Source organism: Allosphingosinicella sp. (genome assembly GCF_059502505.1).
In genome coordinates, this window is sequence record NZ_JCACEU010000019.1 from 434,969 (window position 1) to 459,444 (window position 24,476).

The following is a 24,476-nucleotide window of genomic DNA, read 5'->3' on the forward strand; positions in this document are numbered from 1 at the left end:
TACCCGCCTCTCTGGCTCAGGCCGTCGTCAGGACGCCGCGGAAGATCTCTTCCTCCAGCGCACGTCCGGTGCCGAGCGCGACGCAGGTCAGCGGATCATCGGCGACGGTGACCGGCAGCCCGGTCTCGTCACGCAGCACCTCGTCCAGTCCCTGAAGCAGCGCGCCGCCGCCGGTGAGGACGATGCCCTGGTCGACGATGTCGGCGGCCAGTTCCGGCGCGGTATTCTCGAGCGCGATGCGGACGCCTTCGACGATCGTGCCGACCGGCTCCGACAGGGCCTCGGCGATCTGGCGCTGGTTGATCGTGATTTCCTTCGGCACGCCATTGACCAAGTCGCGGCCCTTGATGTGGACGGTGAGGCCGTCCCCGCCATCCGCCGGCGGCTTGGCAATGCCGACCTGCTGCTTGATCCGCTCGGCCGTGGCTTCGCCGATCAGAAGATTGTGGTTGCGGCGGACGTAGGAAGAGATCGCCTCGTCCATCTTGTCGCCGCCGACGCGCACTGAAGTGGTGTAAGCGAGGCCGCGCAGCGACAGCACGGCGACTTCGGTGGTGCCGCCGCCGATGTCGACGACCATTGATCCGATCGGCTCGGTAACCGGCATGTCGGCACCGATCGCGGCCGCCATCGGCTCCTCGATCAACCACACCTGGCGGGCACCGGCATTGGAGGCGGCGTCGCGGATCGCGCGGCGTTCGACCGAAGTCGAGCCCGACGGCACGCAGATCACGATCTCCGGCCAGCGCGGGAAGCGGCGCTTGCCGTGGACCTTCTGGATGAAGTGCTTGATCATCTGCTCGGCGACGTCGATGTCGGCGATGACGCCGTCGCGAAGCGGACGAATCGCCTCGATCTGGTCGGGGGTCTTGCCCATCATCAGCTTGGCGTCGTCACCGACGGCCTTGACGCGCTTGACGCCGTTAAGGGTCTCGATGGCGACCACCGACGGCTCGTTGAGGACGACGCCGCGGCCGCGGACGTAGACCACGGTGTTGGCGGTGCCGAGATCGATCGCCATGTCGTGCGAAGGGAACTTCAGGAAATTCAGGAACGACATCTTACAAATCGCCTCATCACCGTTCGAGCGCCGCTAAGGGCCGGCACCCCGCCCGAAGTCCATCCTATAGGGTGCCCGAAAGGCGCCCGTCCAGAACACATTAACCATGTCGCGAAGGCGCGGCAGTTGGTCTACAGGATCGGCAATGTCAATAAGGCGACTCCCCGAACAACTGGTTAACCGGATCGCTGCGGGCGAGGTCGTCGAAAGGCCGGCCAGCGCACTGAAAGAATTAATAGAAAATGCGATCGACGCGGGTGCCACGCGGGTCGCAATCGCGCTCACAGAGGGCGGCATCGGACGGATCGAGGTGGTCGACGACGGCTGCGGGATGGGCCCTGCCGACATGGCGCTGGCGCTGGAGCGCCATGCCACCTCCAAGCTCCCCGACGACCGCATCGAGGCGGTCGCCACTTTGGGCTTTCGCGGCGAGGCGCTGCCGTCGATCGCCAGCGTGGCGCGGCTGACGGTCGAGAGCCGGGTGCGGGGCGCCGACGGCTGGTCGCGGATCGTGGACAACGGCCGGGTCGAAGGGGAGGGGCCGGCCGCGCTGCCGCCGGGCACCCGGATCCTGGTCGAGGAACTGTTCGGCCGCGTGCCGGCCCGCCGCAAGTTCCTGCGCTCGGCACGCTCCGAATATGCCGCCTGCGTCGACGTGGTGAAGCGGCTCGCCATGGCGCGGCCGGACATCGGCTTCAGCCTCGATCATGACGGCCGCCGCTCGCTTCACGTCCAGCCCGGCGAGAGCCGCCCGGAGCGGGTCGCGGCGCTGACCGACCGCGGCCTCAGGAACAACAGCGTCGCTGTCGATTACGAGCGAGGCCCGGCGCGGCTCGGCGGTGTCGCCGGGCTGCCGACCTTCAGCCGCGGCGTCGCCGACCATCAGTTCCTGTTCGTCAACGGCCGACCGGTGAAGGACCGGCTGCTGATCGGCGCCGTCCGAGCCGCCTATCAAGACCTGCTCGCCCGCGACCGGCACCCGATCCTCGCCTTGTTCATCGACCTCCCCGGCGAGGAAGTCGACGTCAACGTGCACCCGGCCAAGACAGAGGTCCGCTTCCGCGACGCCGGCAATATCCGCGGCCTGATCATCGGCGGCTTGAGGAATGCGCTGGATTCGGCGGGTTTTCGCAGTGCCCAGCGGCCCTCGGCCGACGCACTGGGTGCCTGGCAAACCCCCTCTCCCCCGGGGGGAGAGGGTCGGGGTGAGGGGGTACGATCCCTTCAATTTGCGCTCAACGGTCAGCGCCAATCCTCGTACGCCGGAGCCCCCTCACCCTATCCCTCTCCCCACTGGGGAGAGGGGACTCTCAGCGACAATCATCTCGCTTTCGCCCCGGCCGCGCGTGCCGAGCCGGCTGTCCAAGCGGTGCCGGAAACGGCGCGCTTCCCTCTCGGCGTCGCGCGCGGGCAGGTCGCCGCCACCTACATCGTCGCGGAGGCGGAGGACGGGCTGGTGCTGGTCGACCAGCATGCCGCGCACGAACGGCTGGTGCTGGAGCGGATGCGCAAAGGGCTGGGCAATGGCGGCATCGCCCGCCAGGCCTTGCTGCTGCCGGAAGTGGTGGAGCTGGACGAGGTCGCCTGCGACCGGCTCGAGACCCGGGACGACGAACTTGCCGAAATGGGGCTGGAGCTCGAGCGCTTCGGTGTCCGCGCTATGCTCGTTCGGTCCGTCCCGGCCCTGCTTGGCACGAGCAGCGTCCAGGGTCTCGTCACCGACCTCGCGGACGAGCTCGGCGCCTATGACGAGGCGCTCTCGCTGAAGGAAAAGCTCGACCATGTCGCCGCCACCATGGCGTGCCACGGCTCGGTCCGCGCCGGACGCATCCTCTCGGTCACCGAGATGAATGCCTTGCTGCGCGAGATGGAGGCGACGCCTCACTCAGGCCAGTGCAACCACGGCCGCCCGACCTGGGTGAAGCTCGCCCATGGCGACATCGAGAAATTGTTCGGCCGCAAGTAGCGGCCGGGATCAGCAGCGGCGGTCGTAATCGTAGCGGACGTCGCCGTCGCGCTCGACATAATAGCAATAGCCGCGGCGGTCGCGATACCAGCGCCGGCCGTTGTCGTCCGTCGCTGCCGCGATCGCACCGCCGGCAATTGCGCCGACCGCTGCGCCCTGGCCGACGCTGACGCCGTCCACGACGCCGCCGACCGCAGCGCCGGCGGCCGCGCCGAGCGCTGCACCCGTGGCGGCGCGGGCGAGGCCGCTATTGCCGTTGTCATAATAGCGGTCGTTATAGCCGTAGCGGTCGTTGGTGGCGCAGGCGCCAACCGACATCGAGGCCGCGAGCAGAATTCCGAGAGTTGCTGTTTTACGCATGGCTTGAACCTTTCGCATGAGTGCGAGCGGCAGCGTGGTTCAGGCTGTTGCGCGGCCCGTTCCTCCGGTCGCCGCCCCTTCTGCATTAAGAACGGGCCCTGCGCGCCATTGTTCCGGGAACGGAGCAATGGCTTCTATTGATGTGGATCAGCGAGATTTTCGCAGCGCCTTTACGCTTTTTTCGGCGCTTCTCCCGCATTCGGCCGGCATTCGGATGGCTTAAAGGGAGGAGTGCCGTGCTCCAGCTCGTTTATATCAGCACGTCGCGCGAGACGCCGACGGCGCAGGCGCTCGACGCGATCCTCGCGGCCTCGCGCCGGAACAATGCGGACGCCGGAGTGACCGGCCTCCTGCTGTCCGGCGGCCGCCGTTTCCTGCAGGTGCTGGAAGGAGGCGAGGCCGAGGTGCGGTCGACGTTCGACCGGATCGCCGCCGATCCCCGCCATTTCGCGATCGTGCAGCTGAGCCGCCGCGAGGTGAAGGAGCGCCAGTTCGGTGCCTGGGCGATGGCCTACAATGCCGGCGGCGAGGCAGGCGAGGGCGCCGACCTGCGCGAGGTGGTGAAGACCTTGATCGGCCCGCTCGCGGACCGCGACCTCCGCGCCCAGTTCACCGGCTTCGCCGAGATCCACGCCCGAGCCGCCTAAGGCGTCAGATTCCTTAAGCGCCGCCCGACCTCCTCGATGGGGTGAGCGGCGGCGCGCGCGCGACTTGCCTTGAGACGCGGATAGCCCGCAGCCGCATCCTCGATCAGCTCGCGGGCGAAGCTGCCGCTGCGGACTTCCCGCAGGATCCGCCGCATCTCGGTCCGCGTCTCCTGATCGACGATGCGGGTGCCGCCCTTCAGCGCGCCGAACTCGGCCGTGTTCGAGATCGCCTCGCGCATCCCGGCAATGCCCCGCGCGTAGATGAGATCGGCTATGAGCTTCACCTCGGTAAGGCACTCGAAATAAGCGATTTCCGAGGAGAATCCCGCCTCGGTTAGCGTCTCGTAGCCGGCGAGGATCAGCTCCGGGATCGCGCCCCACAGCACCGCCTGCTCGTTGAACAGGTCGGCCTCGCATTCCTCGGCGAAGCTGGTCGGCAGGATCCCGACGCGGCCGCTGCCGATCGCCGCGGCATAAGACAGGGCCAGTGCCTCCGCCTCACCGCTTGCATCCTGCGCCACGGCGAAGAGCGAGATGAGGCCGGAGCCGGCGACGAAGCTGTCGCGGAGCGCCGTGCCGGGGCCTTTCGGCGCCACCAGGAATATGTCGAGATCCGGCCTCGGCTCGATCAGCTGGAAGTGGATGTTGAGACCATGTGCGAAGGCGAGGGCGCTGCCCCGCCTGAGGTTCGGCGTGAGGGCGTCGCGATAGAGCGCGGCCTGCTCCTCGTCGGGCGTCAGCATCACCACCAGGTCCGCCCAGGCCGCCGCCGCCGCTGGCGTCATGACGTCGAACCCGTCCGCCATCGCCGTCGCCTGGCTCGGAGCCGCTTCGCGCAGGGCGATGCGAAGCTCGGCGACGCCGCTGTCGCGCAGGTTCAGCGCCTGCGGCCGCCCCTGGTTGCCGTAGCCCAGGATCGCGACCTTGCGGCTGCGCACGAGAGACGGATCGGCATCGGCGTTGAAATAGACCTTCATCCGAGCAGCGCTAGGGCATCCTCGAGACGCTCGCAAACGAGCGGTTCATGGAGACGCGGCCAATCGGGCGGGGGCTGGCGCGAGAACCAGGTATATTGGCGCTTGGCATATTGGCGCGTGGCGGTGCGGCCGGCCTCGATGGCCTCGTCCCGGCTCCGGGTGCCGGACAGACAGGATGCGATCTCCCGCACCCCGATGGCGCGCATCACCGGCAGATCGGGGTCGAGGCCGCGCTCTACGAGGCGACGGACCTCCTCGATCCCCGCGTCGCTCATCATCTCGGTGAAGCGGCGGTCGCAGCGCTCGTAGAGCCAGTCGCGCGGGGGGAGGAGGATGAGCGGCGCAAGCGCCACCTGGCGTGCAATGCCGCCGGTCTTCTCCCTCTGCCAGTCCGCGAGCGGGCGTCCCGTCGATCGGATCACTTCGAGGGCTCTCGCGACGCGCGTCGTGTCGCTGGGGCGAAGGCGGGCGGCGGCGTCCGGATCCTCCGCCTGGAGCGCTTCGTAGCTTCGCTGAACAGGCAGGGCGCGAACCGCTTCGCGCACCTCCGGATCGATCGGCGGAACCGGCGCGATGCCGTCGAGCAGGGTGCGCAGATAGAGGCCGGTGCCGCCGACCAGAATTGGCAGAGCCCCATCCGCGTGCGTGTTCTCGATCGCCTGCTTGGCGTCCTCCGCCCAGTCGGCCGCCGAGCAGGGCCGGGCGCCGTCGCGATAGCCGTAGAGACGGTGCGGCGCGCGACGTTCGTCGTCGGCGTCCGGACGTGCCGAGACGATGCGAAGGTCACGATAGACCTGAGCGCTGTCGGCGTTGATGATCGTGCCGCCCGTCCGCTCCGCCAGCGCGAGGGCGAGAGCCGACTTGCCGCTCGCGGTCGGTCCCGCGATAAGCGCCAGCCTCGGCCTGGAAGGATTCCCCATGTTCATCGCCACGCTGATAGCAGCGGAACGCCTTGGCGGCGGCGAAATCTCGCTGGCCGAGGATGCGGTGCGCGAGGCGGGCATGGAGCCGCGCGGGCGCAGCTGGATCGAAGCCGACAAGGCGTGCGACCTGCTCTTCTCGGGATCGCCGGACCGGGCGCGGATCGCCCTGGAAGGCCTGCTCCCCCGCGCCGACGTGATCGTGCAGGGCGAGGCCGGGCGGCGCCGGCGCCTGCTCGTCGCCGACATGGATTCGACGATGATCACGGTCGAGTGCATCGATGAGCTTGCCGATTATGCCGGGCTGAAGACCGAAGTCGCCGAGGTGACGGAGCGGGCGATGCGCGGCGAGATCCGCTTCGAGGATGCACTGGCGCAGCGGGTGGCGCTGCTCAAGGATCTGGACGAGGCGCTGGTCGGCCGCTGCTATGACGAAAGGGTTCGGATGACGCCCGGCGCGGAGGCCCTCGTCCGCACGATGAAGCGGGAAGGGGCCTATTGCCTGCTCGTCTCGGGCGGCTTCTCGGCCTTTGCCGACCGGGTGGCGAAGGCGCTCGGCTTCGATCGGGCGGTGTCCAACAGCCTCCCAGCCGAGGGCGGCAGGCTGACCGGACGCGTGCCCGAGCCGATTGTGGGCGCCGAGGCGAAGCGTCTCGCCCTTCTCGATGCTGCGGCGGAGCAGGAGGTCGATCTCGCCGATACGCTAGCGGTCGGCGACGGTGCGAACGACATTCCTATGATCGAGGCGGCGGGGCTGGGTGTTGCCTATCGCGCGAAGCCAGCGGTCGCGACCGCGGCTGCGGCGCGCATCGAGCATAACGACCTCACCGCCTTGCTCTTCGCGCAGGGTTACTCCCGCGACGAATGGGCGGCTTAGGCCGCGGGGCGGCTCAGGCCGCGGGGCGGCTCATGTCCGCGCTGATCGCGGCGAGCGCGAAGGCGACCGAATGCTCGCCGACGTCGAAGCCGATCTGAATTCCGTCAGTGGCCAGAGACCGAACTATGGCGGCGATCGCGCCCGCTTCCGGGTGATGGAGCTCGACACCCGCGCCGAGCGGCGGACGGGCATTGGTCTCGAGGAAGGCGCCGGCCGCGGAAACGTCGCGGAGAGCGGCGGGAACCGGCAGGTCGGCGATCAGCACGCACATCGTGCGGCGACGCCAGGGCGAGGCCATCGACGTCGCGCTCCTGAACCTGCGGCGTGCACCCATCGGTCGATCCCCCGTCATTCTCAAGACGCCGAGGATAAGGCTCACCCGCAGAAAAATCCGTTAAACGAGAAGGCTAAGATATGCTTATGCGGCCGTTCAGACGGGGATTTCCGTCGTATATTTGACCTGCCTCAAAGCGAAGTTGCTGGCGGCATTGGCGACGCTCGGATGCGCCAGCACGCCCCGCATGATGAAGCGGTCGTAATCGGCAACGTCGCGCACGGCGATGCGCAGCAGATAGTCCCACTCGCCCGACATGGCGTAGCATTCGACGATCTCCTCGCGCGACTGGATGAACTCCTCGAATTCGGCGCGGGCGGAGATGGTCTGGCGCGTCATCCGTACCTGGCAGAGCACGTTGACGCTGCGCTCCAGCGCATGGGCGTCGGCGAGGCGGACGGTCTTGCCGAGCACCCCGATCTGCTCGAGGTTGCGTACCCGCCGCCAGACAGAGGCGGGCGAGGCGCCGACCTTCTCGGCCAGTGCGGCGTGGCTGAGGCTCGCGTCCCGCTGCAGCTCGCGGATGATTCGGCGGTCGATCTGGTCGATGCGATCAGTTTCTTTCATTCCTCAACTAATATCGAAACGAACTGATCGACACCAGAGCCGTCGCGCTCGACTCTGATACGCAATTGCCCGCGCTTTGGATTAGGCGCACCTTAACCGGCCGGCGCGACAGGAGGGGCTTATGGCGAGCGATTTCATGGTGGCGGAGAAGCCGATGCTGCTGGACCGGCTGGAGGACATGCCGACGGATTCCCTGCTGGCGCTGATCGCGCTCTGCAATGCCGATCCCCGTCCCGAGAAGATCGATGTCGGCGTCGGCGTGTTCAAGGACGCGGCCGGCGGCACGCCGATCCTCAAATGTGTCAAGGCGGCCGAGCGCATCCTGCTCGAGACGCAGGAGACCAAGGCCTATCTCGGCTCGCAGGGCGATGCGCGTTTCACCGAGCTGATCAAGCCGATCGTGTTCGGCGAGGCGGCCGCGCGGGACGACCGGATCGTCGGGGTGCAGACGCCGGGCGGCTGCGGCGCGCTTCGCCTCGGCGCCGAGCTCATCCACGCCGCGGATGCCGGCGCCCGTATCTTCGTCGGTCAGCCGACCTGGCTCAACCACACGCCGCTGATCGGCTCGGCGCGGGTGGAGATGGTCGATTATCCTTATTATGACCGCGACAGCCACACGATCCTGTTCGACCGCATGATGGACGCGCTGCGGGGCGCCCGCCGTGGCGACCTCGTGCTGCTGCACGGCTGCTGCCACAACCCGACCGGCGCCGACCTCAGCCTCGATCAATGGCGCGAGGTCGCAGACGTTGTCTCGAAGCGCGGCCTGGTCCCTTATGTCGACCTTGCCTACCAAGGCTTCGGCAACGGGCTCGAGCCTGACGCGGCCGGCACGCGCCTGGTCGTCGAGGCGGCTGAGCAGGCCATCGCCGCCCAGAGCTGCGACAAGAATTTCGGTCTCTACCGCGAGCGCACCGGCGCTTTGTTCGTGAAGGCATCAAGCGCCGAGGGCGCGAAGGTCGCGTTCGGCAACCTTCTCCAGCTCGCCCGCACCATGTGGTCGATGCCGCCGGATCATGGCGCGGCGATCGTGCGCACCGTCCTTGACGACGCAAAGCTGCGCGCGCAGTGGAACGAGGAACTGGTCGCGATGTGCGCGCGCATTCGCATGCTCCGGGCCCGCCTCGCCGCCTTCGACCCGCGGCTTGCCTTTATCGACGAGCAGAACGGCATGTTCTCGATGCTGCCGCTCAGCCAGGAGGCTGTGCTCGGCCTCCGCAAGAGCCACGGCATCTACATGGCCAATTCCGGCCGCTTCAACGTCGTCGGCCTGTCGGACGAGAATGTCGACCGCTTCGCCGCCGCGGTGGTGGAGGCGATGGATGGCTGAGGATGTGGCGAAGGCCCGGTCGGGGCTCAACTCGCCGGATCCGGATTATGACTGGCGCCGCATCGCCTATCTCGTCCAGGTCAGCCGCGCGCTCGACAAGCTGGAGGAGACGCGGCTCGTCCCGGAGCGGAAGATCAGCTACCAATTCTCGGCGCGCGGACACGACATGGCGCAGATCATGCTGGGCAGCCGGCTCAGCAACCCGCAGGACGCGACCTGCGGCTATTATCGGTCGCGGCCGCTGCTGCTGTCGTTGGGCGTGCCGATCGAGGATGCGCTCGGCTCGGCGATGGGTCGCGCCGGCGGCTATTCGGATGGGCGCGACATCGGCGTCGTGTTCAACTTTCCCAATCCGGGCGGCGTGCCGGCTCTGCCGATGTCGGGCGGCGTGGGTGCGCAATATACGCCGACCGCGGGCTGGGCGCAGGCGATCGACTATTATCGCACGGCGCTGAAGAGCGAGGCACACAAGGATGCGCTTGCGGTCGTGCTCGGCGGCGACGCGTCGGTGGCGGCGAACGGCTTTTGGGCCGCGCTGACGATCGCGACGACGCAGAAGCTGCCGATGCTTTTCTATATTGAGGACAATGCCTTCGGCATCTCCGTTCCTTCGACGTATCAGACGCCCGGCGGAGACATTGCCAAGAACTTGGCGAGCTTCGGCAATCTCCACATCCTCTCCGGCGACGGCACCGAACCGGCGGAAGCGGCGCGGCTGCTGACGCAGGCGACGGCGCATGTGCGGAGCGGCAAGGGACCGGCTTTGCTGCGGCTGACCGTGCCCCGCCTCCAGGGCCACAGCTTCCAGGATACGCAGGCCTACAAGTCCGAGGAGACGGTGCGCTCCGAATGGTCGCGCGACCCGCTGCCGAAGCTCAAATCCTATCTCGTGCCCAGCCTCCTCTCCGATGAAGAATGGCAGCGGATCGAAGGTGACGCGGCGGCTGCTGTCGAACAGGCACGCGAGATCGCAGAAGCCCGGGAGATTTCCCAGCCTGAGGCGGTGCTGAAGAACGTCTTCTTCGAAGGCGAGATGCAGCAGGTCGGTGGGCAGTGGACCCACGGCTACGTTCCGCCGGCGTCGAAAGAGACGCCGAAGCCGGAGGGCCAGCGTATCAATATGGTGACGGCAATCCGCCGCACGCTCGAACGCGAGCTCGAGATCAATCCGCGCGTCCTCCTGTTCGGTGAGGATATCGGCCCCAAGGGCGGCGTGCATGCGGTGACGCTCGGCCTCCAGGAGAAATACGGCATCGAGCGCGTGTTCGATACAAGCCTCTCGGAGGAGGGGATCGTCGGCCGCGCGGTCGGTATGGCGCTCGCCGGCCTGATGCCGGTGCCGGAGATCCAGTTCCGTAAATATGCCGAGCCCGCGCTCGAGCAGATCAACGATTGCGGCACAATGCGCTGGCGCACGAACAACCGGTTCGCCGCGCCGATGGTGCTGCGCATCCCCGGCGGCTTCTTCAAGGTCGGCGATCCCTGGCACAGCCAGACCAACGAGGTGCAGTTCGTGCACAATCCCGGCTGGCTGGTCGCGGTGCCGTCCAATGCCGAAGACGCCGTCGGCCTGCTCCGCACCGGCCTGCGCGGCAACGATCCCGTGGTGTTTTTCGAGCACCGCTCGATGCTCGACGACGTCTGGGCGCGGCGCCCCTACCCGGGGGACGACTACGTGCTGCCCTATGGCCGCGCCAAGAAGATTCGCGAAGGCGACAGCATCACCATCGTCACCTGGGGCGCCATGGTGCCGCGCTGCGAGGAAGCGGCCAAGGACATCTCGGCGGACGTGATCGACCTGCGCACTCTGATGCCGTGGGACAAGGAGATGGTGCTGGAGAGCGTCCGCCGCACCCGTCGCTGCCTGATCGTCCACGAGGACCTGCAGACCGGCGGCTTCGGAGCCGAGATCGCCGCGGTGGTGGCGGACGAGGCGTTCCTCGACCTCGACGCGCCCGTCGCGCGAGTGACCATGCCGGACATCCCCAGCCCGCATAATCCGGTGCTGCTCAACTGGGCCGTGCCGAGCGTCGAGCGCATCCGTGCCAGGATCGACGAACTGGTGGGGTTCTGATGATCGAGATCATTGCACCCATCGAGCAGGAAGGCACCAAGGCGGTCGTCCGCACCTGGCTGAAATCCGTCGGCGACCGCGTCGAGGAGAACGATCCTCTCGTCGAGCTGGAGACCGACAAGGTCGCCGTCGAGGTCCCCGCTCCGGCAGCGGGCGTGCTGCGCGAGATCGTCCTCCACAGCAACGACGAAGCGGCGCCCGGCGCTGTGCTCGGCCGCATCGCGCCGGTCGCGGAAGTAATCGGCCACGAGCCCACCGATCAACCCGTCATCCCGGCGAAAGCCGGGACCCCAAGTCGACAAGTCACGGCAGGTCTCCGCGAAACCCCGGCTTCCGCCGAGGTGACGAGGGTTGGCGACCCCGAGCTGCGCCTCTCGCCCGCGGTGAAGCGGGCGCTGCTCCAGCACAATCTCGACCCGCAGGAGATCGAAGGCACCGGCCGCGACGGCCGCATAACTCGCGCCGACGTTGATCGCCATGCAGAGGCGGCGGCATCGCGGCCCCCGGCCAAGGCGCCCTCTTTCACGCCAAGCGACGCCGCGATCGCTTCCCACTCGATCCCGCACGACCGCATGCGCCTGCGCATCGCCGAGAACATGCTGAACTCGGTCACTCAGGCGCCGCACGTCACCGCCATGTTCGAGTGCGACTTCAGCGCAATCATCGCCCATCGCGCCAAGCACAAGGACGCCTGGGCGCGCCAGGGCGTGAAGCTCACCTACACCGCCTATATCGTCGCCGCGGCGGCCGAGGCGATGAAGGTGGCGCCCGCGATCAACAGCCGCTGGCATGCTGACCGACTCGAAGTCTTCGACGATATCAACGTCGGCGTCGGCACTGCGCTCGGCAACAAGGGCCTGATTGTCCCCGTGCTGCGCCAGGTGCAAAGACTGTCGTTGCAAGGTGTTGCCGCCGGTCTTGACGAGCTGGTTGAAAAGGCGCGAGCGGAGAAGCTCAAGGCAGACGATGTGAAGGGCGGGACCTTCACCATCTCGAATCACGGCGTCTCGGGCTCGCTCTTCGCCTCGCCGATCATCATCAACCAGCCGCAATCGGCGATCCTCGGCGTCGGCAAGCTCGAGAAGCGTGTGGTCGTGCGCGAGGTCGGCGGCATCGACACCATCCAGATCCGCCCGATGGCCTATGTCAGCCTCACCATCGACCACCGCGTCGTCGACGGCCACCAGACCAACGGCTGGCTCAGCCGCTTCGTCGAGACGATCGAGAACTGGCCGATCGACTGAGCAGGACGAAAAGCGCCCCGGGCGGAACGGCCGGAGCGCTCTTCATGGGGGTTAGACCGGCTGCCTTAGCGGCAGCGGCGGCTCAACACATTGCGTTCGACATGGCGCCCGAGCAGTGCGCCGACGGCGCCGCCGAGCACGGTGCCTGTGGTGCGGTTGCGGCCCTTGTCGAGCTCGCGGCCGAGCAGTGCGCCGCCGGCAGCGCCGGCGATCAGTCCGGTCGTGCCGCTGCGCTTCTTGCAGTAGACCTGCTGCTGCGAATGCGAGTGGCGATAGCCGGTCTGGTGAGCCATCGCGGCCGAAGGGATCGCGGGAACCGCGAGGGTCAACGCCGAAGCGGCGAGGATGAGCTTACGCATGACTTGAACTCCTGAACCTTTGAACTCGACACGGAGCCGATACGCCGCTCCGTGCCGATGCCTCCTCTGCCCGATTCGGCTTGAGCCGTTTCTGAATCAATCGGTTAGGTGCGGTTCAGGTGCCTAGGGCCGGTTCATCGTCAGCAGGTCGTAGGTGGCGACCACTTCGTCCTTCTGGTTGAAGATGTAGACGGCCCAGCGCACCTCGCCTTTCTCCTCGTCGCGGACGCTCTTAGATTTGACGGTGAGCTCCACGCGCATCGAGTCGCCGGGATAAAGCGGTGTCTGGAAGCGCAGATTTTCAAGGCCGGTATTGGCGAGCACGGGCCCCGGCGCGGGCTCGACGAACAGGCCGGCGGCGAAGCTCAGGATCAGATAGCCGTGAGCCACACGGCCCTCGAAGATCGGGCTCGCCTTGGCCGCTTCGTCGTCCATATGGGCGTAGAAGGTGTCGCCGGTGAAATGGGCGAAATGCTCTACATCCCCCAGCGTCACGGCGCGGCTGGCGGTCTTGAGCGTATAGCCGACCTCCAGCTCTGAGATGCGCTTCCTGAACGGGTGGACGTCTCCCTCTGGCTTGGGAGCCCCAGGCAGCCATTGCTTGACGATGCTAGACAGCAAAGCCGGCGAGCCCTGGAGCGCGGTGCGCTGCATATAATGGGTGACACCCCGGACGCCGCCCATCTCCTCGCCGCCGCCGGCCCGGCCGGGGCCGCCGTGGACGAGGACGGGGAGGGGAGAGCCGTGGCCGGTCGATTCCTTGGCGCTGGTGCGGTCGAGGATCATCATCCGCCCGTGGTAGGCGCCGGCGCCGAGCACGAACTCCTCGGCCACCGCGGGATCGAAGGTGAAGAGCGACAGAGCGAGGCTGCCCATGCCTCGATTTGCCAGCGCGATCGCATCGTCGAGGTCGCGATAGGGCATGATCGTCGAGACGGGCCCGAACGGCTCGACGTCATGGATTGCGGGTGAGCCCCAGGGGTCGTCCGAGCGCAGCAGGATCGGCGTCATGAAGGCACCATTGCCTTCGACCGGAGTCGCTTCGGGATCGCCGGCGACGATGCGCGCCGACTTCTGGAGCTCGGTAACCGCTTCGCGCACGGCCAGAAGCTGATCACGGCTGGCGAGCGCGCCCATGTTGACGCCTTCCTGCCGTGGGTCGCCGATGCGGACCTTCCCGAGCCGCTCCTTGAGCGCTTCCTGCACGGCATCAATATGCTGCACCGGCGCCATGGCGCGGCGGATGGCGGTGCATTTCTGCCCCGCCTTGACGGTCATCTCGCGCACGACCTCCTTCACGAACAGGTCGAACTCGGGCGTGCCGGGGCCGGCGTCCGGCCCAAGGATCGAGGCGTTGAGGCTGTCGCGTTCGGCGATGAAGCGGACGCTTTCGCGTGCGATCACCGGGTGCGACTGCAGCTTCATAGCGGTCTGGGCGGAGCCGGTGAAGGAGACCACGTCCTGCAGCGTCAGATGGTCGAGCAGGTCGCCGGTCGAGCCCATGATCAGCTGCAGCGCGCCCTTCGGCAGCACGTTCGCCTCGATCATGATCCGCACTGCGGCCTCGGCGAGATATCCCGTCGCCGAGGCAGGCTTCACGATCGCGGGCACGCCGGCGAGGAGCGTGGGCCCCAGCTTCTCGAGCATGCCCCAGACCGGGAAGTTGAACGCGTTGATGTGCACCGCGACGCCCTGCAGCGACGTATAGACGTGCTGGCCGACGAAGGTGCCGCCCTTCGACAGCGGCTCCATCTGCCCATCGATCAGGATGCGCTGGTTGGGCAGCTCGCGGCGGCCTTTGGACGAGAAGGAGAAGAGGGTGCCGGCACCGCCCTCGATGTCGATCCACCCGTCGGTCCGCGTCGCGCCGGTATTGTAGCTGAGCTCGTACAGCTCTTCCTTGCGCGCCATTACCGCATTTGCGAGCGCCTTCAGCATGTGCGCCCGCTCGTGGAAGGTCATGCGCCTGAGCGCCGGTCCACCGACCTGCCGGGCGTGATCGAGCATCGCCTTGAAGTCGAGGCCTTGGCTGCCGGTCGTGGCGATCACCTCGCCGGTCAGCGCGCTCTGCACCTCGGCGAGCCCGCCCGAGGCCTGATACCAGACGTCGCGAGCGTAATTGAGCAGATTCAAAGTCTTCATTGTTGCTCCTAGCGCCCTGTGAAGTTTGGCTTTCTCTTTTCCATGAAGGCGGCGACGCCCTCCCGATAATCGTCGCTAAAGCCGAGCTCGCGCATCGCGTCGCGCTGCAGGTCGAGCTCCTGATCGAGGCTGTGCCCCCAGCTTTCGCGGATCATCTTCTTGATCGCGGCGAGCCCCCGCGTCGGCGCACTGGCGAAGCGGGCAGCGAGCGCATCCACCTCGGCGTCGAGCTGGTCGTCTTGCACCGCCTTCCAGATGAGGCCCCATTCCTCGGCCTTCTCTGCGGGCAGCGGCTCTGCGGTGAGAGCGAGGCCCAGCGCCCGCGCCTGTCCGACGAGCCGCGGCAGCACCCAGGTGCCGCCGCTGTCCGGGATCAGGCCGATCGAGGCGAAGGACTGGATGAACTTCGCCGACCGGGCGGCGATGACGATGTCGCAGGCGAGCGCGATGTTGGCACCCGCGCCTGCCGCGACACCATTCACCCGTGCGATAACGGGGAACGGGAGGCTCGTGAGCCTGCGGATCAGCGGATTGTAGCGCTGCTCCACCGACTCGCCGAGATCGACGCTCTGCCCTGGTGCCACGGCGCGGTCGTTCAGATCCTGCCCGGCGCAAAAGCCGCGGCCGGCGCCGGTCAGGACGAGCACGCGCGCGCCTTCCAGCTTCGACAAGGCGTCAGCCACTTCCTCGTGCATCTGCACGGTGAAGCTGTTGAGGCGGTCCGGGCGGTTGAGGGTGAGGCGGGCGATGCCGCCCTCCAGCTTGAACTCGATGGTCTCGTAAGCCATGGCCGCTTCCCATGAACGCAGATGAGACGGCGGACAAGGTCGCGCGCGCCATGCTCGCCGCCGAGGGCACCGGACCCGCCTGGGGTATCGAGATTGAGGAAGCACGCGAAGGCTATTCCCGCATCCGGATGAAGTTACGGGCCGACATGCTGAACGGCCACCGCAAGGCCCATGGCGGCATGGTCTATGCCCTTGCCGACACCGCCTTCGCTTATGCCTGCAACAGCCGCAACCTGCGCAGCGTCGGCGCGCAGGCGACGATGGTCTTCCTCGACGGCGCCGAGGAAGGGGAGACCCTCGTAGCAGAGGCGCAGGAAGCCGCTCTTGTCGGCCGCTCCGGCGTCTACAATGTCAGCGTGCGCACCGACCGTGGGCGGCCGGTGGCGGAATTCCAGGGCTTCTCCCGATCGATCGGAGGCGCCTTCATCGAGCTTGGAGACAGCCAATGACCGAAGCCTTCATCTGCGACGCGGTGCGCACGCCGATCGGCCGCTATGGCGGCAGCCTCGCTTATGTCCGGGCCGACGACCTCGCCGCGATCCCCATCAAGGCGCTGATCGACCGCAACACAGGCGTGAACTGGGACGAGGTGGACGACGTCATCCTCGGCTGCGCTAACCAGGCGGGCGAGGACAATCGCAACCTCGCCCGCATGGCCGGCCTCCTCGCTGGCTTGCCGCACAAATCGGGAGGCGTGACGCTCAACCGTCTCTGCGGGTCCGGCATGGACGCGGTGACGATGGCCGCACGGGTGATCCGCGGCTCGGAGGCCGACCTGGTCATCGCCGGCGGCTCGGAAAGCATGAGCCGCGCCCCCTTCGTCATGGCCAAGGCGACCAGCGCCTTCGACCGTAATGCTGAGATGTACGACACCACGATCGGCTGGCGCTTCGTGAACCCGAAGATGAAGGGCGCTTATGGCGACGACACCATGCCGTCGACTGCCGAGAATGTCGCTCAGGAGTGGCAGGTAAGCCGAGAGGATCAGGACGCTTTCGCCGTCCGCAGCCAGGACAAGGCCGCCACCGCCCAGGAAAATGGCCGCTTCGCCGCCGAGATCGTCCCGGTCACGATCCCGCAGCGGAAAGGCGATGCCATCGTGGTCGATCGCGACGAGCATCCGCGCAAGACCAGCGTCGAAGCGCTGGCGAAGCTGAGGCCGATCGTCCGCTCCGATGGCACCGTCACCGCCGGTAACGCTTCGGGCGTCAATGACGGCGCCGCCGCGATGATCGTCGCGTCGGAGGAAGCGGCGAAGCGCAACGGCCTCACCCCCCGCGCCCGCATCGTCGGCGGCGCCGTCGCGGGCGTCGAGCCGCGCATCATGGGCATCGGCCCGGCACCCGCCTCGCAGAAGCTGCTCGACCGCCTCGGCCTCAGGATCGCGGACATGGACGTGATCGAGATCAACGAGGCCTTCGCCGCCCAGGCGCTTCCCGTGCTTCGCGAACTCGGCCTCCCCGACGACGCCGGGCATGTAAACCCGAACGGCGGCGCCATCGCCCTTGGTCACCCGCTCGGCATGTCGGGCGCCCGCCTGGCGCTCACCGCCACCGAGGAACTCCACCGCCGCGGCGGCCGCTACGCCCTCTGCGCGATGTGCATCGGCGTAGGTCAAGGCATCGCCCTGGTGATCGAGCGGGTCTAGAGCCTAGCCCCCCAACCTCCGTCCGCCCTGAGCCAGTCGAAGGGCTGTCCTTCTTGCTGAGTTGATAAGGGGGCAGGGCTTCGACAAGCTCAGCCTGAACGGCTAGAGGTGAGGCATGGAAAATCTCACACAAACCGACTGGAGCAGCATCGGCGAAGCCGAGCTCGACGGCGTCATCGCGCTGCGCCGCGAGATCCACGCCGATCCCGAGATCGGCCTCGACTGCCGCCGCACCACCGACAAGATCAAGCAGGCGCTCGAGGGGCTGCCGCTCGAATATCGCGAGGGGCCGTCGACCAGCGGCCTGATCGCGATCCTGCGCGGCGGTGGCGACAATGGCCGCGCGGTTCTGCTCCGCGGCGACATGGATGCGCTGCCGATGGAGGAGGAGACGGGCCTGCCCTTCGCCTCCCGCAACAAGGGCGCGATGCACGCCTGCGGCCACGACGCGCACACCGCCATGCTGGTCGGCGCCACCCGCGCGCTCTCGGCGCGGCGCGAGAGCCTGCCGGGCACCGTCGTCTTCATGTTCCAGCCGGGCGAGGAGGGCTATCACGGCGCCCGCTACATGATCGAGGACGGGCTGCTGGAGGACGTGCTGCCCGGGCGGCGACCGGATGCGGCCTTCGCGCTCCACATTTGGCCGAACATGCCGCGCGGCATCGTCGCCGGCAGGGGCGGGCCCTTGCTCGCCTCCGCCGACACGCTTGGCGCCACCATCACCGGCAAGGGCGGCCACGCCGCCATGCCGCACGAAAGCCTCGACCCCATTCCGGTCGCCTGCGAGATCGTCACGGCGCTCCAGGCGCTGATCGCCCGCACCGTGCCCGTGACCGATCCGGCCGTGCTTTCCATCACGAAGATCAACGCCGGCACGGCGCACAATATCGTTCCGACCTGCGCGGAACTGCTCGGCACTCTTCGCACGCTTTCTGAAGAACGCCGCTCAACCCTCCAGGCTGCCTTCAAGCGCGTGGTCGAGCATGTCGCCGCCGCTCACGGAATGACCGGCGAGGCGCAGGTGAATCCAGGCTATCCGGTGACGATGAACGATCGGCGCGCTGCGGATCTCGCTCGGGCGTGCGCCGGCGAGATCGGCAGCGACTGGGTCGAGCTTGCCGCGCCGATCATGGGAGCGGAAGATTTCGCCTACGTGCTGCGCGAGATTCCGGGCGCGATGGCGATCCTCGGCACCGCGCCCAAGGATACCGATCCGGCCACCAATCCGCCGCTCCACAACACGCGGATGATGCTGGACGAGGAGACGCTGGCGAAGGGCGTCGCGCTTCATTGCGCCTTCGCGAGCCGCTTCCTGGCGAGCGGCTTCGATTGAGTTGAACCGGGCGACGTCGCCGTCCGTTTACATGAAGCACATGCGGGCAGTTCGTTGACCGCTCGGTCGGCGAATGGTAGGAATGGATCATGTACACGACCGAACTCCAGAAGACCCAGAGCGTCCAGAGCATCGAGGATCCGGACAAGCTCGCCGCCTTCGAGGCGCGCGTGGCGGCGGACGAGTTCATCGAGCCGAAAGACTGGATGCCGGAGGCCTATCGCCGCACGCTGACGCGGCAGATGTCACAGCATGCCCATTCCGAGATTGTCGGCATGCTGCCGGAAGGCAATTGGATCACCCGCGCGCCCTCGCTCCGGCGCAAGGCGATCCTGCTCGCCAAGGTGCAGGACGAGGCGGGCCATGGTCTCTACCTCTATTCGGCTGCCGAGACGCTCGGCACCAGCCGGCAGGAGATGATCGAGGCGCTCCACTCCGGCAAAGCGAAATACAGCACCATCTTCAACTATCCGACCTCCACCTGGGCGGACATGGGCGCGATCGGCTGGCTGGTCGACGGCGCCGCCATCATGAACCAGGTGCCGCTGCAGCGCACCTCCTATGGGCCCTATGCGCGGGCGATGGTCCGCATCTGCATGGAAGAGAGCTTCCATCAGCGCCAGGGCTACGAGATCATGATGCATCTCGCCGCCGGCACGGCCGACCAGAAGCGTATGGCGCAGGACGCTCTGAACCGCTGGTGGTGGCCGTCGCTGATGATGTTCGGGCCGCCCGATGAGAATTCACCCAACACCGCGCAGTCGCTGCGCTGGCGGATCAAGCGCGAGACGAACGACGAGCTCCGCCAGAAGTTCGTCGACATCACCGTGCCCCAGGCCGAGGCGATCGGTCTCACCGTCCCCGATCCGGCGCTCGCCTGGAACGAGGCGAAAGGCGGCTATGATTTCGGCGAAATCGACTGGGAGGAATTCTACGCGGTTGTCCGCGGCGAAGGTCCGGTCGCAAGGGAGCGCATGACGGCTCGGCGCGATGCCTGGGAAAGGAACGCCTGGGTCCGCGAGGCGGCGGACGCCTATGCGGCCAAGAGGGCCGAGAGGAAGGCTGCCTGATGTCGAAAGACTGGCCGCTCTGGGAGGTCTTCGTCCGCTCCCGCGCCGGATTGTCGCATCGCCATGTCGGCAGCGTCCATGCTCCCGACGCAGAGATCGCCGTCCGCCACGCCCGCGATACGTACACGCGGCGCATGGAGGGGGTGAGCCTGTGGGTGGTGCCCTCGACGGCGATCGTCGCTTCCGATCCGTCCGACGATGCAGCCATGTTCGATCCGGCCGAGGACAAGATCTACCGCCACCCGACCTTCTACAACATCCCCGATCACATAAAGCATATCTGATGCCGTCGCTGCCGCCGATCCGGCCGGAGGACGAGACCCTGGCCAAGGAACGCCCGGGCGCCGGCGCGTTCGATCCGGCGCCTGCGGAAGGCTTCGACCTCTCGCTGTTCGAATATGCGCTGCGGCTCGGCGACGACAGCCTGATCCTTGGTCATCGTCTCGGTGAATGGACCGGGCACGCGCCCTCGGTCGAGGTCGATCTCAGCCTTGCCAACATGGCGCTCGACCTGGTCGGCCAGGCGACGCACTTCCTCAACTATGCCGGCGAGATCGAGGGCAGGGGCCGCGACGGCGACGCGCTCGCCTTCCACCGCGACGTGCTCGATTTTCGCAACTGCCTGCTCGTCGAGCAGCCGAACGGCGACTTCGCTCAGACGATGGCACGGCAGTTCCTCTTCTCGACCTGGCAAAGGCTGCTTTTCCAGCATCTCACCGCCTCCTTGGACGAGCGCCTCGCCGCCGTCGCCGCCAAGGCGGTGAAGGAGGTCACCTACCATCAGGAGCTGAGCGCCGAATGGGTGATCCGCCTCGGTGACGGCACCGAGGAGAGCCGCCGTCGGATGCAGGACGGCCTGGAGTGGAACTGGCGCTTCATCCCGGAGCTGTTCCAGATGGACGAGCTCGCCATCGAAGCCGCCGCCCGAGGTGTCGGCCCAGATCTCAGCCTGTTCAGGGGCGATTACGACCGTATGATCCGCGGGGTTCTCGCAGAGGCGACGCTCGAGGCACCAGGCGATCAGCGTCCGATCCTCGGCGGCCGCCGCGGCCATCATAGCGAGCATCTCGGCCACCTGCTCTGCACCATGCAGTTCCTCCCGCGCACCTATCCGGACGCGACATGGTAGAGGTTTCCACCTCCTTCCGTTCGCTTCGAGCGAAGTCGAGAAGCGCGTTGCCGGTGCCACGTGTCTCGACTTCGCTCGAAGCGAACGGGGTTTGGGAGGTTCTAGGCAAAGTTCCCGACCCTGAAATTCCAGTGGTTTCGCTGGTCGATCTTGGCATTGTCCGTGAAGTACATCCCGATCGAGTCGTGCTTACGCCCACCTACACGGGCTGTCCCGCAACCCTCGTGATCGAGACGATGGTCCGCATTGCGCTCGACAAGGCTGGCTTGGATCACGTCCGCATCGCGACGACGCTCTCCCCGCCCTGGACCACCGACTGGATCAGCGAGGAAGGGCGGCGGAAACTGCGCGCCTACGGCATCGCGCCGCCGACGCTCGCTGGCCAGCGCGCCGTCGAATGCCCGCAATGCGGCTCCGCGAGCACTGAGGAGATCAGCCGCTTCGGATCGACGCCTTGCAAGGCGCTGTGGCGCTGCCGCGCCTGCGCCGAGCCGTTCGACCATTTCAAATGTCATTGAGAGCCGGATGAGCGTCAGCTTCCACACCCTGAAGATCGCCGAGGTGGTCCCCGAGACCTACGACGCCAAGTCGATCCGGTTCGAGGTGCCGCAGGATCTCGCCGCCACCTTCGCCTTCAAGCCCGGCCAGCATCTGACGCTGAAGGCGGACATTCAGGGCGAGGACATCCGCCGCAACTACTCGCTCTGCGTCGCGCCGGAGGAGGGGCAGCTCAAGGTGACCGTCAAGCGGATCGCAGGTGGCGTCTTCTCCAACTGGGCGAATGACAATTTAAGGCCCGGCGACCAGATGGAAGTGATGCCGCCGCACGGCTCCTTCACGTGGGACTTCGATCCGGCCGCGAGCAATCACTATGTCGGCTTTGCCGGCGGCTCCGGCATCACGCCGGTCATCTCGCTCTTGAAGACGTCGCTGACGACCGAGCCGCAGAGCCGCTTCACGCTCTTCTACGGCAATCGCGACAGCTCTTCGGTCATCTTCCTTGAGGAGCTGTCGAAGCTCAAGAATCGTTTCATGAACCGGCTGCAAGTCCATCATTTCCTTGCCGAAGAAGCTGAAGATATCGAGCTGTTCAACGGCATGTTGGACCGCGTCAAATGCGACCTCATCCTCGGCAGCCTGGTCGAGCCCGAGGACATTGCGGCTTTCTTCATCTGCGGCCCAGGTCCGATGATGGACGCCGCGGAGGAAGCGCTAGAGGCGGTCGGCGTGCCGCACGAGCGGATCTTCGTCGAACGTTTCACCGCCGGCCGTCCCTCGGAGGCCCTCGCCGCGCAGATGCAGGCGCTGCAGAGCCAGGCGCAGGGCCTGACCATGCTGGTCACCCTCGACGGCCGCAAGCGGCGCGTGCCGTTCAGCGCCGAGGCCGGCAACATCCTCGACAGCGCTCGCGCCGCGGGCATGCCGGCGCCCTATGCCTGCAAGGCCGGCGTCTGCGCCACCTGCCGCGCCCGCGTCGTCTCCGGCGAGGTCGAGATGGCCGCGCGCTACGGCCTCAGCGACCAGGAAATCGCCAGCGGCTACGTCCTCACCTGCCAGTCGGTGCCCAAGGGCGAGGGGGTCGAGCTCGACTACGACGCCTGAACGCGCTCGAGCCCATTCAGCATCAGGTCGACTGCTGTTGTCGCAAGGGATTCTGCGCTCATGTTCCCACCCGGTCTGAACCAGGTGTGGGTCCAGTTGATCATGCCGAAGAACAGCATCGCGAGCGGCAGCGTCTGCGGGTTGAGGTCCGGCCTGATCTCCCGGATCAGCTCCTCGACCACCGAAATGATCCGTCGCTGCTTCGCCACCACTTCCGTCCGCCGCTCCGGCGGCAGATTGTCGAGCTCGTTCAGCAGCACCTTATGGCTGTCCTGCGCCCCCACATAAAGTCGCATGAAGGCCAGCGTCAGCGCTTCCAGCCGCTCGCGTGCTCCCCCCGCCTGCATGGCATCGTAGGCAGCATCGACGAGCGCATCGAGATGTGCCGCCATGACTTCGTAGAGGATGTCATCCTTGGAGGGGAAATAGTGGTAGATCAGCGACTTTGATGAGCCGCAGGCCTGCGCCAGGCCGGCTATCGAGGCGCCGGTGAAGCCGCGGCGGGCATAAAGCGCGGCCGCGGCGGCGACGATCGCTTCGCGCCTCTTGTCGTAATCGGGAGACTGGGGCCGGGCCATCGCCGCCGCACCTTAGGAGGGCGGCGGCGATGCCACCAGATCATTCGCCTTCTTCAAGCTCCGCGACCGCCTCGGCGGCGGCGCCGGCATAGGTAGTGGTCGCCGGCGTCGGGGCCGGTGCATTGGCGAAGGTCAGGCCGTGGGTCTGGCGCGAATAATCGATCACGGCGCGCACAGCTTCCTGCATCAGCCGCATCCGGGCCGGGATCGGCGCGCTGGTCTTGCGGATGAAGACGGCCACCGAATAGGAGCGGCCGTCGGGGCCGGTGACGATGCCGATATCGTTGTAGCCGGTCGAGGTGCCGCCCAGGATCTGCCCGGTCCCGGTCTTATGCGCGACGCTGTAGCCCGGCGCGAGGCCGCCGCGCAGGCGCTGCTTGCCGGTCTTGGTGTTCGACATGATGTCGAGCAGACGGCGGGTCGAGGCGGGCGAGAGCAATTCACCCTTCTTGAGGCGCGCGAGCGCTTCGACCACGCCGATCGGGGTGGCGCCGTCGACAGGATCGCCGAGATAGTCCTGCAGCGCCGCCTGGCGGACCGACATCGGCAGCGCGCTGCGCGCTGCGTAGAAGCCGCTGCCGACCATGGAGTCCCTCCATTCCATGCCGGCGATACGCGCCTGCATGACCCGCTCGCCGGGGCCGAAGCGAACACCCTGGATGCCTTTGTCGTAGAGGAATTCGCGCACCGCATCCGGTCCGCCGGTCCGCCACAGCAGGAAGTCGTTGGCGGTGTTGTCGCTGGCGGTGATCGCGCGATACATCAGGTCGCGCAGGGTCGTGCGATAGCCGTCGCCATCGACGAGCGCGGCGATCGGCTGGTTGAACAGGGTGAGGTCTGATTTGCGCACCGTCACCGGCGCGTCGAGGTCGAGCTGGCCACGATCGGCCATGTCGAGCGCGGTCAGCGAAACCCAGAACTTGCTGACGCTCTGCTGCGGAAAGCGCGACATGCCGTCGAAGTCGGTGGTCCAGCCGGTCTGAACGTCCTGGACAGCGATGCCGACGTCGCCGCTGAAGTTGCGGCCCAACTCGTCGATCCGTGCGGCGAGGATCCGCTGGGCCGTCGCCTCGGCGGCGCTGGTCGCCTGGACCGCACGAACCACCGGCAGGCTCTGCGCGGTCATCCGGATCGCCGCGCGACGTGCCGCCTCGGCGCTCTCCGCCTTGTTAGTCGTCTGAGTGGTCTGGGAAGCCTTTTGGATAGGCGCGGGGGCCGCGAGTGCCACGGTCGCGTTCTGGACCTGAGGCACCAGCGCGAGCAGCGCCGCTCCGGCGCCGAGCGCGATCTTATGCTCTTTCTTGATGCGGGAAAGCCGCCGCAAAATGGCGATACGCATACGCGACACTGACACTGTAGCCCCTCCGTTTAAACCTTCTGCCCCAATGATTTGCATCATACGCGAACGAGGCTGGCTGTCAGCTTAATCGGACGATGTTGAGGCGAAACGTTCGCCTCGCGCGGCGAGACG

25 protein-coding genes are annotated in these 24,476 nt (G+C 67.1%); 14 read left to right on the top strand and 11 right to left on the bottom strand.

Annotated elements, in window-relative coordinates; all coding sequences use genetic code 11:
- Positions 1 to 16: 16 nt before the first annotated feature.
- Positions 17 to 1,060 (bottom strand): rod shape-determining protein, encoded by a 1,044-nt coding sequence (locus tag AC5JBD_RS14675; RefSeq protein ID WP_495722554.1) that lies wholly within the window; start codon positions 1,058 to 1,060, stop codon positions 17 to 19.
- Between the two features lie 145 nt (positions 1,061 to 1,205).
- Here AC5JBD_RS14675 and mutL point away from each other — a divergent pair, with 145 nt between their 5' ends.
- A complete protein-coding gene (gene mutL / locus AC5JBD_RS14680; protein ID WP_495722555.1) occupies positions 1,206 to 3,026 on the top strand; it encodes a DNA mismatch repair endonuclease MutL in 1,821 nt (606 codons plus the stop codon).
- Between the two features lie 9 nt (positions 3,027 to 3,035).
- On the opposite strand, the gene AC5JBD_RS14685 is transcribed toward mutL, so the two are convergent.
- Positions 3,036 to 3,386 (bottom strand): YMGG-like glycine zipper-containing protein, encoded by a 351-nt coding sequence (locus AC5JBD_RS14685; protein WP_495722556.1) that lies wholly within the window; start codon positions 3,384 to 3,386, stop codon positions 3,036 to 3,038.
- A 236-nt stretch (positions 3,387 to 3,622) separates the two neighbouring features.
- Between AC5JBD_RS14685 and AC5JBD_RS14690 the strand changes: the two genes are divergently transcribed.
- Positions 3,623 to 4,033 (top strand): BLUF domain-containing protein, encoded by a 411-nt coding sequence (locus tag AC5JBD_RS14690; RefSeq protein WP_495722557.1) that lies wholly within the window; start codon positions 3,623 to 3,625, stop codon positions 4,031 to 4,033.
- On the opposite strand, the gene ilvC is transcribed toward AC5JBD_RS14690, so the two are convergent.
- Entirely contained in the window at positions 4,030 to 5,010 is a 981-nt protein-coding gene (gene ilvC / locus AC5JBD_RS14695) for a ketol-acid reductoisomerase (protein WP_495722558.1), read from the bottom strand. The two genes, AC5JBD_RS14690 and ilvC, sit on opposite strands and share 4 nt — an antisense overlap.
- Entirely contained in the window at positions 5,007 to 5,930 is a 924-nt protein-coding gene (miaA, locus tag AC5JBD_RS14700) for a tRNA (adenosine(37)-N6)-dimethylallyltransferase MiaA (protein WP_495722559.1), read from the bottom strand. The genes ilvC and miaA overlap by 4 nt, the downstream gene beginning before the upstream one ends.
- Here miaA and serB point away from each other — a divergent pair.
- A complete protein-coding gene (gene serB, locus AC5JBD_RS14705; RefSeq protein WP_495722560.1) occupies positions 5,929 to 6,807 on the top strand; it encodes a phosphoserine phosphatase SerB in 879 nt (292 codons plus the stop codon). The two genes, miaA and serB, sit on opposite strands and share 2 nt — an antisense overlap.
- A 13-nt stretch (positions 6,808 to 6,820) precedes the next feature.
- Here the strand turns inward: serB and AC5JBD_RS14710 are convergent, their stop codons facing one another.
- Together AC5JBD_RS14710 and AC5JBD_RS14715 are read right to left on the bottom strand one after the other, a co-directional pair.
- Positions 6,821 to 7,159 (bottom strand): hypothetical protein, encoded by a 339-nt coding sequence (locus AC5JBD_RS14710; RefSeq protein WP_495722561.1) that lies wholly within the window; start codon positions 7,157 to 7,159, stop codon positions 6,821 to 6,823.
- Between the two features lie 78 nt (positions 7,160 to 7,237).
- Positions 7,238 to 7,708, bottom strand: a complete 471-nt coding sequence (locus AC5JBD_RS14715) for an Lrp/AsnC family transcriptional regulator (RefSeq protein ID WP_495722562.1) — start codon at positions 7,706 to 7,708, stop codon at positions 7,238 to 7,240.
- Positions 7,709 to 7,829: 121 nt separating this feature from the next.
- Here AC5JBD_RS14715 and AC5JBD_RS14720 point away from each other — a divergent pair, with 121 nt between their 5' ends.
- From AC5JBD_RS14720 to AC5JBD_RS14730, 3 genes are read left to right on the top strand one after another with little or no spacing between them, the layout of a single operon-like run.
- Positions 7,830 to 9,038 carry an amino acid aminotransferase gene (locus AC5JBD_RS14720; protein WP_495722563.1) on the top strand — a complete coding sequence of 403 codons (1,209 nt, stop codon included), beginning with the start codon at positions 7,830 to 7,832 and terminating at the stop codon, positions 9,036 to 9,038.
- Positions 9,031 to 11,112: an alpha-ketoacid dehydrogenase subunit alpha/beta gene (locus AC5JBD_RS14725; protein WP_495722564.1), complete on the top strand. Its 2,082-nt coding sequence runs from the start codon at positions 9,031 to 9,033 to the stop codon at positions 11,110 to 11,112. Before AC5JBD_RS14720 ends, AC5JBD_RS14725 begins: the two co-directional genes overlap by 8 nt.
- A complete protein-coding gene (locus tag AC5JBD_RS14730; RefSeq protein WP_495722565.1) occupies positions 11,112 to 12,356 on the top strand; it encodes a dihydrolipoamide acetyltransferase family protein in 1,245 nt (414 codons plus the stop codon). Before AC5JBD_RS14725 ends, AC5JBD_RS14730 begins: the two co-directional genes overlap by 1 nt.
- A gap of 65 nt (positions 12,357 to 12,421) precedes the next feature.
- Here AC5JBD_RS14730 and AC5JBD_RS14735 read toward each other — a convergent pair whose 3' ends face one another.
- The 3 genes from AC5JBD_RS14735 to paaG all read right to left on the bottom strand — a co-directional run bounded on the left by AC5JBD_RS14735 (position 12,422) and on the right by paaG (position 15,645).
- Positions 12,422 to 12,715: a glycine zipper 2TM domain-containing protein gene (locus AC5JBD_RS14735; RefSeq protein WP_495722566.1), complete on the bottom strand. Its 294-nt coding sequence runs from the start codon at positions 12,713 to 12,715 to the stop codon at positions 12,422 to 12,424.
- Between the two features lie 123 nt (positions 12,716 to 12,838).
- Positions 12,839 to 14,857 carry a phenylacetic acid degradation bifunctional protein PaaZ gene (paaZ, locus tag AC5JBD_RS14740; RefSeq protein ID WP_495722567.1) on the bottom strand — a complete coding sequence of 673 codons (2,019 nt, stop codon included), beginning with the start codon at positions 14,855 to 14,857 and terminating at the stop codon, positions 12,839 to 12,841.
- Between the two features lie 8 nt (positions 14,858 to 14,865).
- Complete coding sequence (paaG, locus tag AC5JBD_RS14745) at positions 14,866 to 15,645, bottom strand: 2-(1,2-epoxy-1,2-dihydrophenyl)acetyl-CoA isomerase PaaG (protein WP_495722568.1); 780 nt, start codon at positions 15,643 to 15,645, stop codon at positions 14,866 to 14,868.
- Between the two features lie 11 nt (positions 15,646 to 15,656).
- Here paaG and paaI point away from each other — a divergent pair, with 11 nt between their 5' ends.
- The 8 genes from paaI to paaE all read left to right on the top strand — a co-directional run bounded on the left by paaI (position 15,657) and on the right by paaE (position 22,427).
- Positions 15,657 to 16,094: a hydroxyphenylacetyl-CoA thioesterase PaaI gene (gene paaI / locus AC5JBD_RS14750; protein WP_495722569.1), complete on the top strand. Its 438-nt coding sequence runs from the start codon at positions 15,657 to 15,659 to the stop codon at positions 16,092 to 16,094.
- The gene (gene pcaF / locus AC5JBD_RS14755) at positions 16,091 to 17,293 is read left to right on the top strand and encodes a 3-oxoadipyl-CoA thiolase (protein ID WP_495722570.1); all 1,203 of its coding nucleotides are present in this window, start codon (positions 16,091 to 16,093) and stop codon (positions 17,291 to 17,293) included. Before paaI ends, pcaF begins: the two co-directional genes overlap by 4 nt.
- Before the next feature lie 115 nt (positions 17,294 to 17,408).
- Positions 17,409 to 18,626, top strand: coding sequence for a M20 metallopeptidase family protein (locus AC5JBD_RS14760; RefSeq protein WP_495722571.1), 1,218 nt, complete (start codon positions 17,409 to 17,411; stop codon positions 18,624 to 18,626).
- Positions 18,627 to 18,715: 89 nt separating this feature from the next.
- On the top strand, positions 18,716 to 19,696 hold the full coding sequence (gene paaA, locus AC5JBD_RS14765; protein WP_495722572.1) for a 1,2-phenylacetyl-CoA epoxidase subunit PaaA: 981 nt from the start codon (positions 18,716 to 18,718) through the stop codon (positions 19,694 to 19,696).
- Entirely contained in the window at positions 19,696 to 19,980 is a 285-nt protein-coding gene (gene paaB / locus AC5JBD_RS14770) for a 1,2-phenylacetyl-CoA epoxidase subunit PaaB (protein WP_495722573.1), read from the top strand. Before paaA ends, paaB begins: the two co-directional genes overlap by 1 nt.
- The gene (gene paaC, locus AC5JBD_RS14775; RefSeq protein WP_495722574.1) at positions 19,980 to 20,825 is read left to right on the top strand and encodes a 1,2-phenylacetyl-CoA epoxidase subunit PaaC; all 846 of its coding nucleotides are present in this window, start codon (positions 19,980 to 19,982) and stop codon (positions 20,823 to 20,825) included. Before paaB ends, paaC begins: the two co-directional genes overlap by 1 nt.
- Positions 20,819 to 21,343 carry a 1,2-phenylacetyl-CoA epoxidase subunit PaaD gene (gene paaD / locus AC5JBD_RS14780; RefSeq protein ID WP_495722575.1) on the top strand — a complete coding sequence of 175 codons (525 nt, stop codon included), beginning with the start codon at positions 20,819 to 20,821 and terminating at the stop codon, positions 21,341 to 21,343. Before paaC ends, paaD begins: the two co-directional genes overlap by 7 nt.
- A gap of 7 nt (positions 21,344 to 21,350) precedes the next feature.
- The gene (paaE, locus tag AC5JBD_RS14785; RefSeq protein WP_495722576.1) at positions 21,351 to 22,427 is read left to right on the top strand and encodes a 1,2-phenylacetyl-CoA epoxidase subunit PaaE; all 1,077 of its coding nucleotides are present in this window, start codon (positions 21,351 to 21,353) and stop codon (positions 22,425 to 22,427) included.
- On the opposite strand, the gene AC5JBD_RS14790 is transcribed toward paaE, so the two are convergent.
- Together AC5JBD_RS14790 and bla are read right to left on the bottom strand one after the other, a co-directional pair.
- Positions 22,415 to 23,005 carry a TetR/AcrR family transcriptional regulator gene (locus tag AC5JBD_RS14790; RefSeq protein ID WP_495722577.1) on the bottom strand — a complete coding sequence of 197 codons (591 nt, stop codon included), beginning with the start codon at positions 23,003 to 23,005 and terminating at the stop codon, positions 22,415 to 22,417. The genes paaE and AC5JBD_RS14790 overlap by 13 nt on opposite strands.
- Positions 23,006 to 23,045: 40 nt before the next feature.
- Positions 23,046 to 24,344 (bottom strand): class A beta-lactamase, encoded by a 1,299-nt coding sequence (gene bla / locus AC5JBD_RS14795; protein WP_495722578.1) that lies wholly within the window; start codon positions 24,342 to 24,344, stop codon positions 23,046 to 23,048.
- Positions 24,345 to 24,476 lie beyond the last annotated feature (132 nt).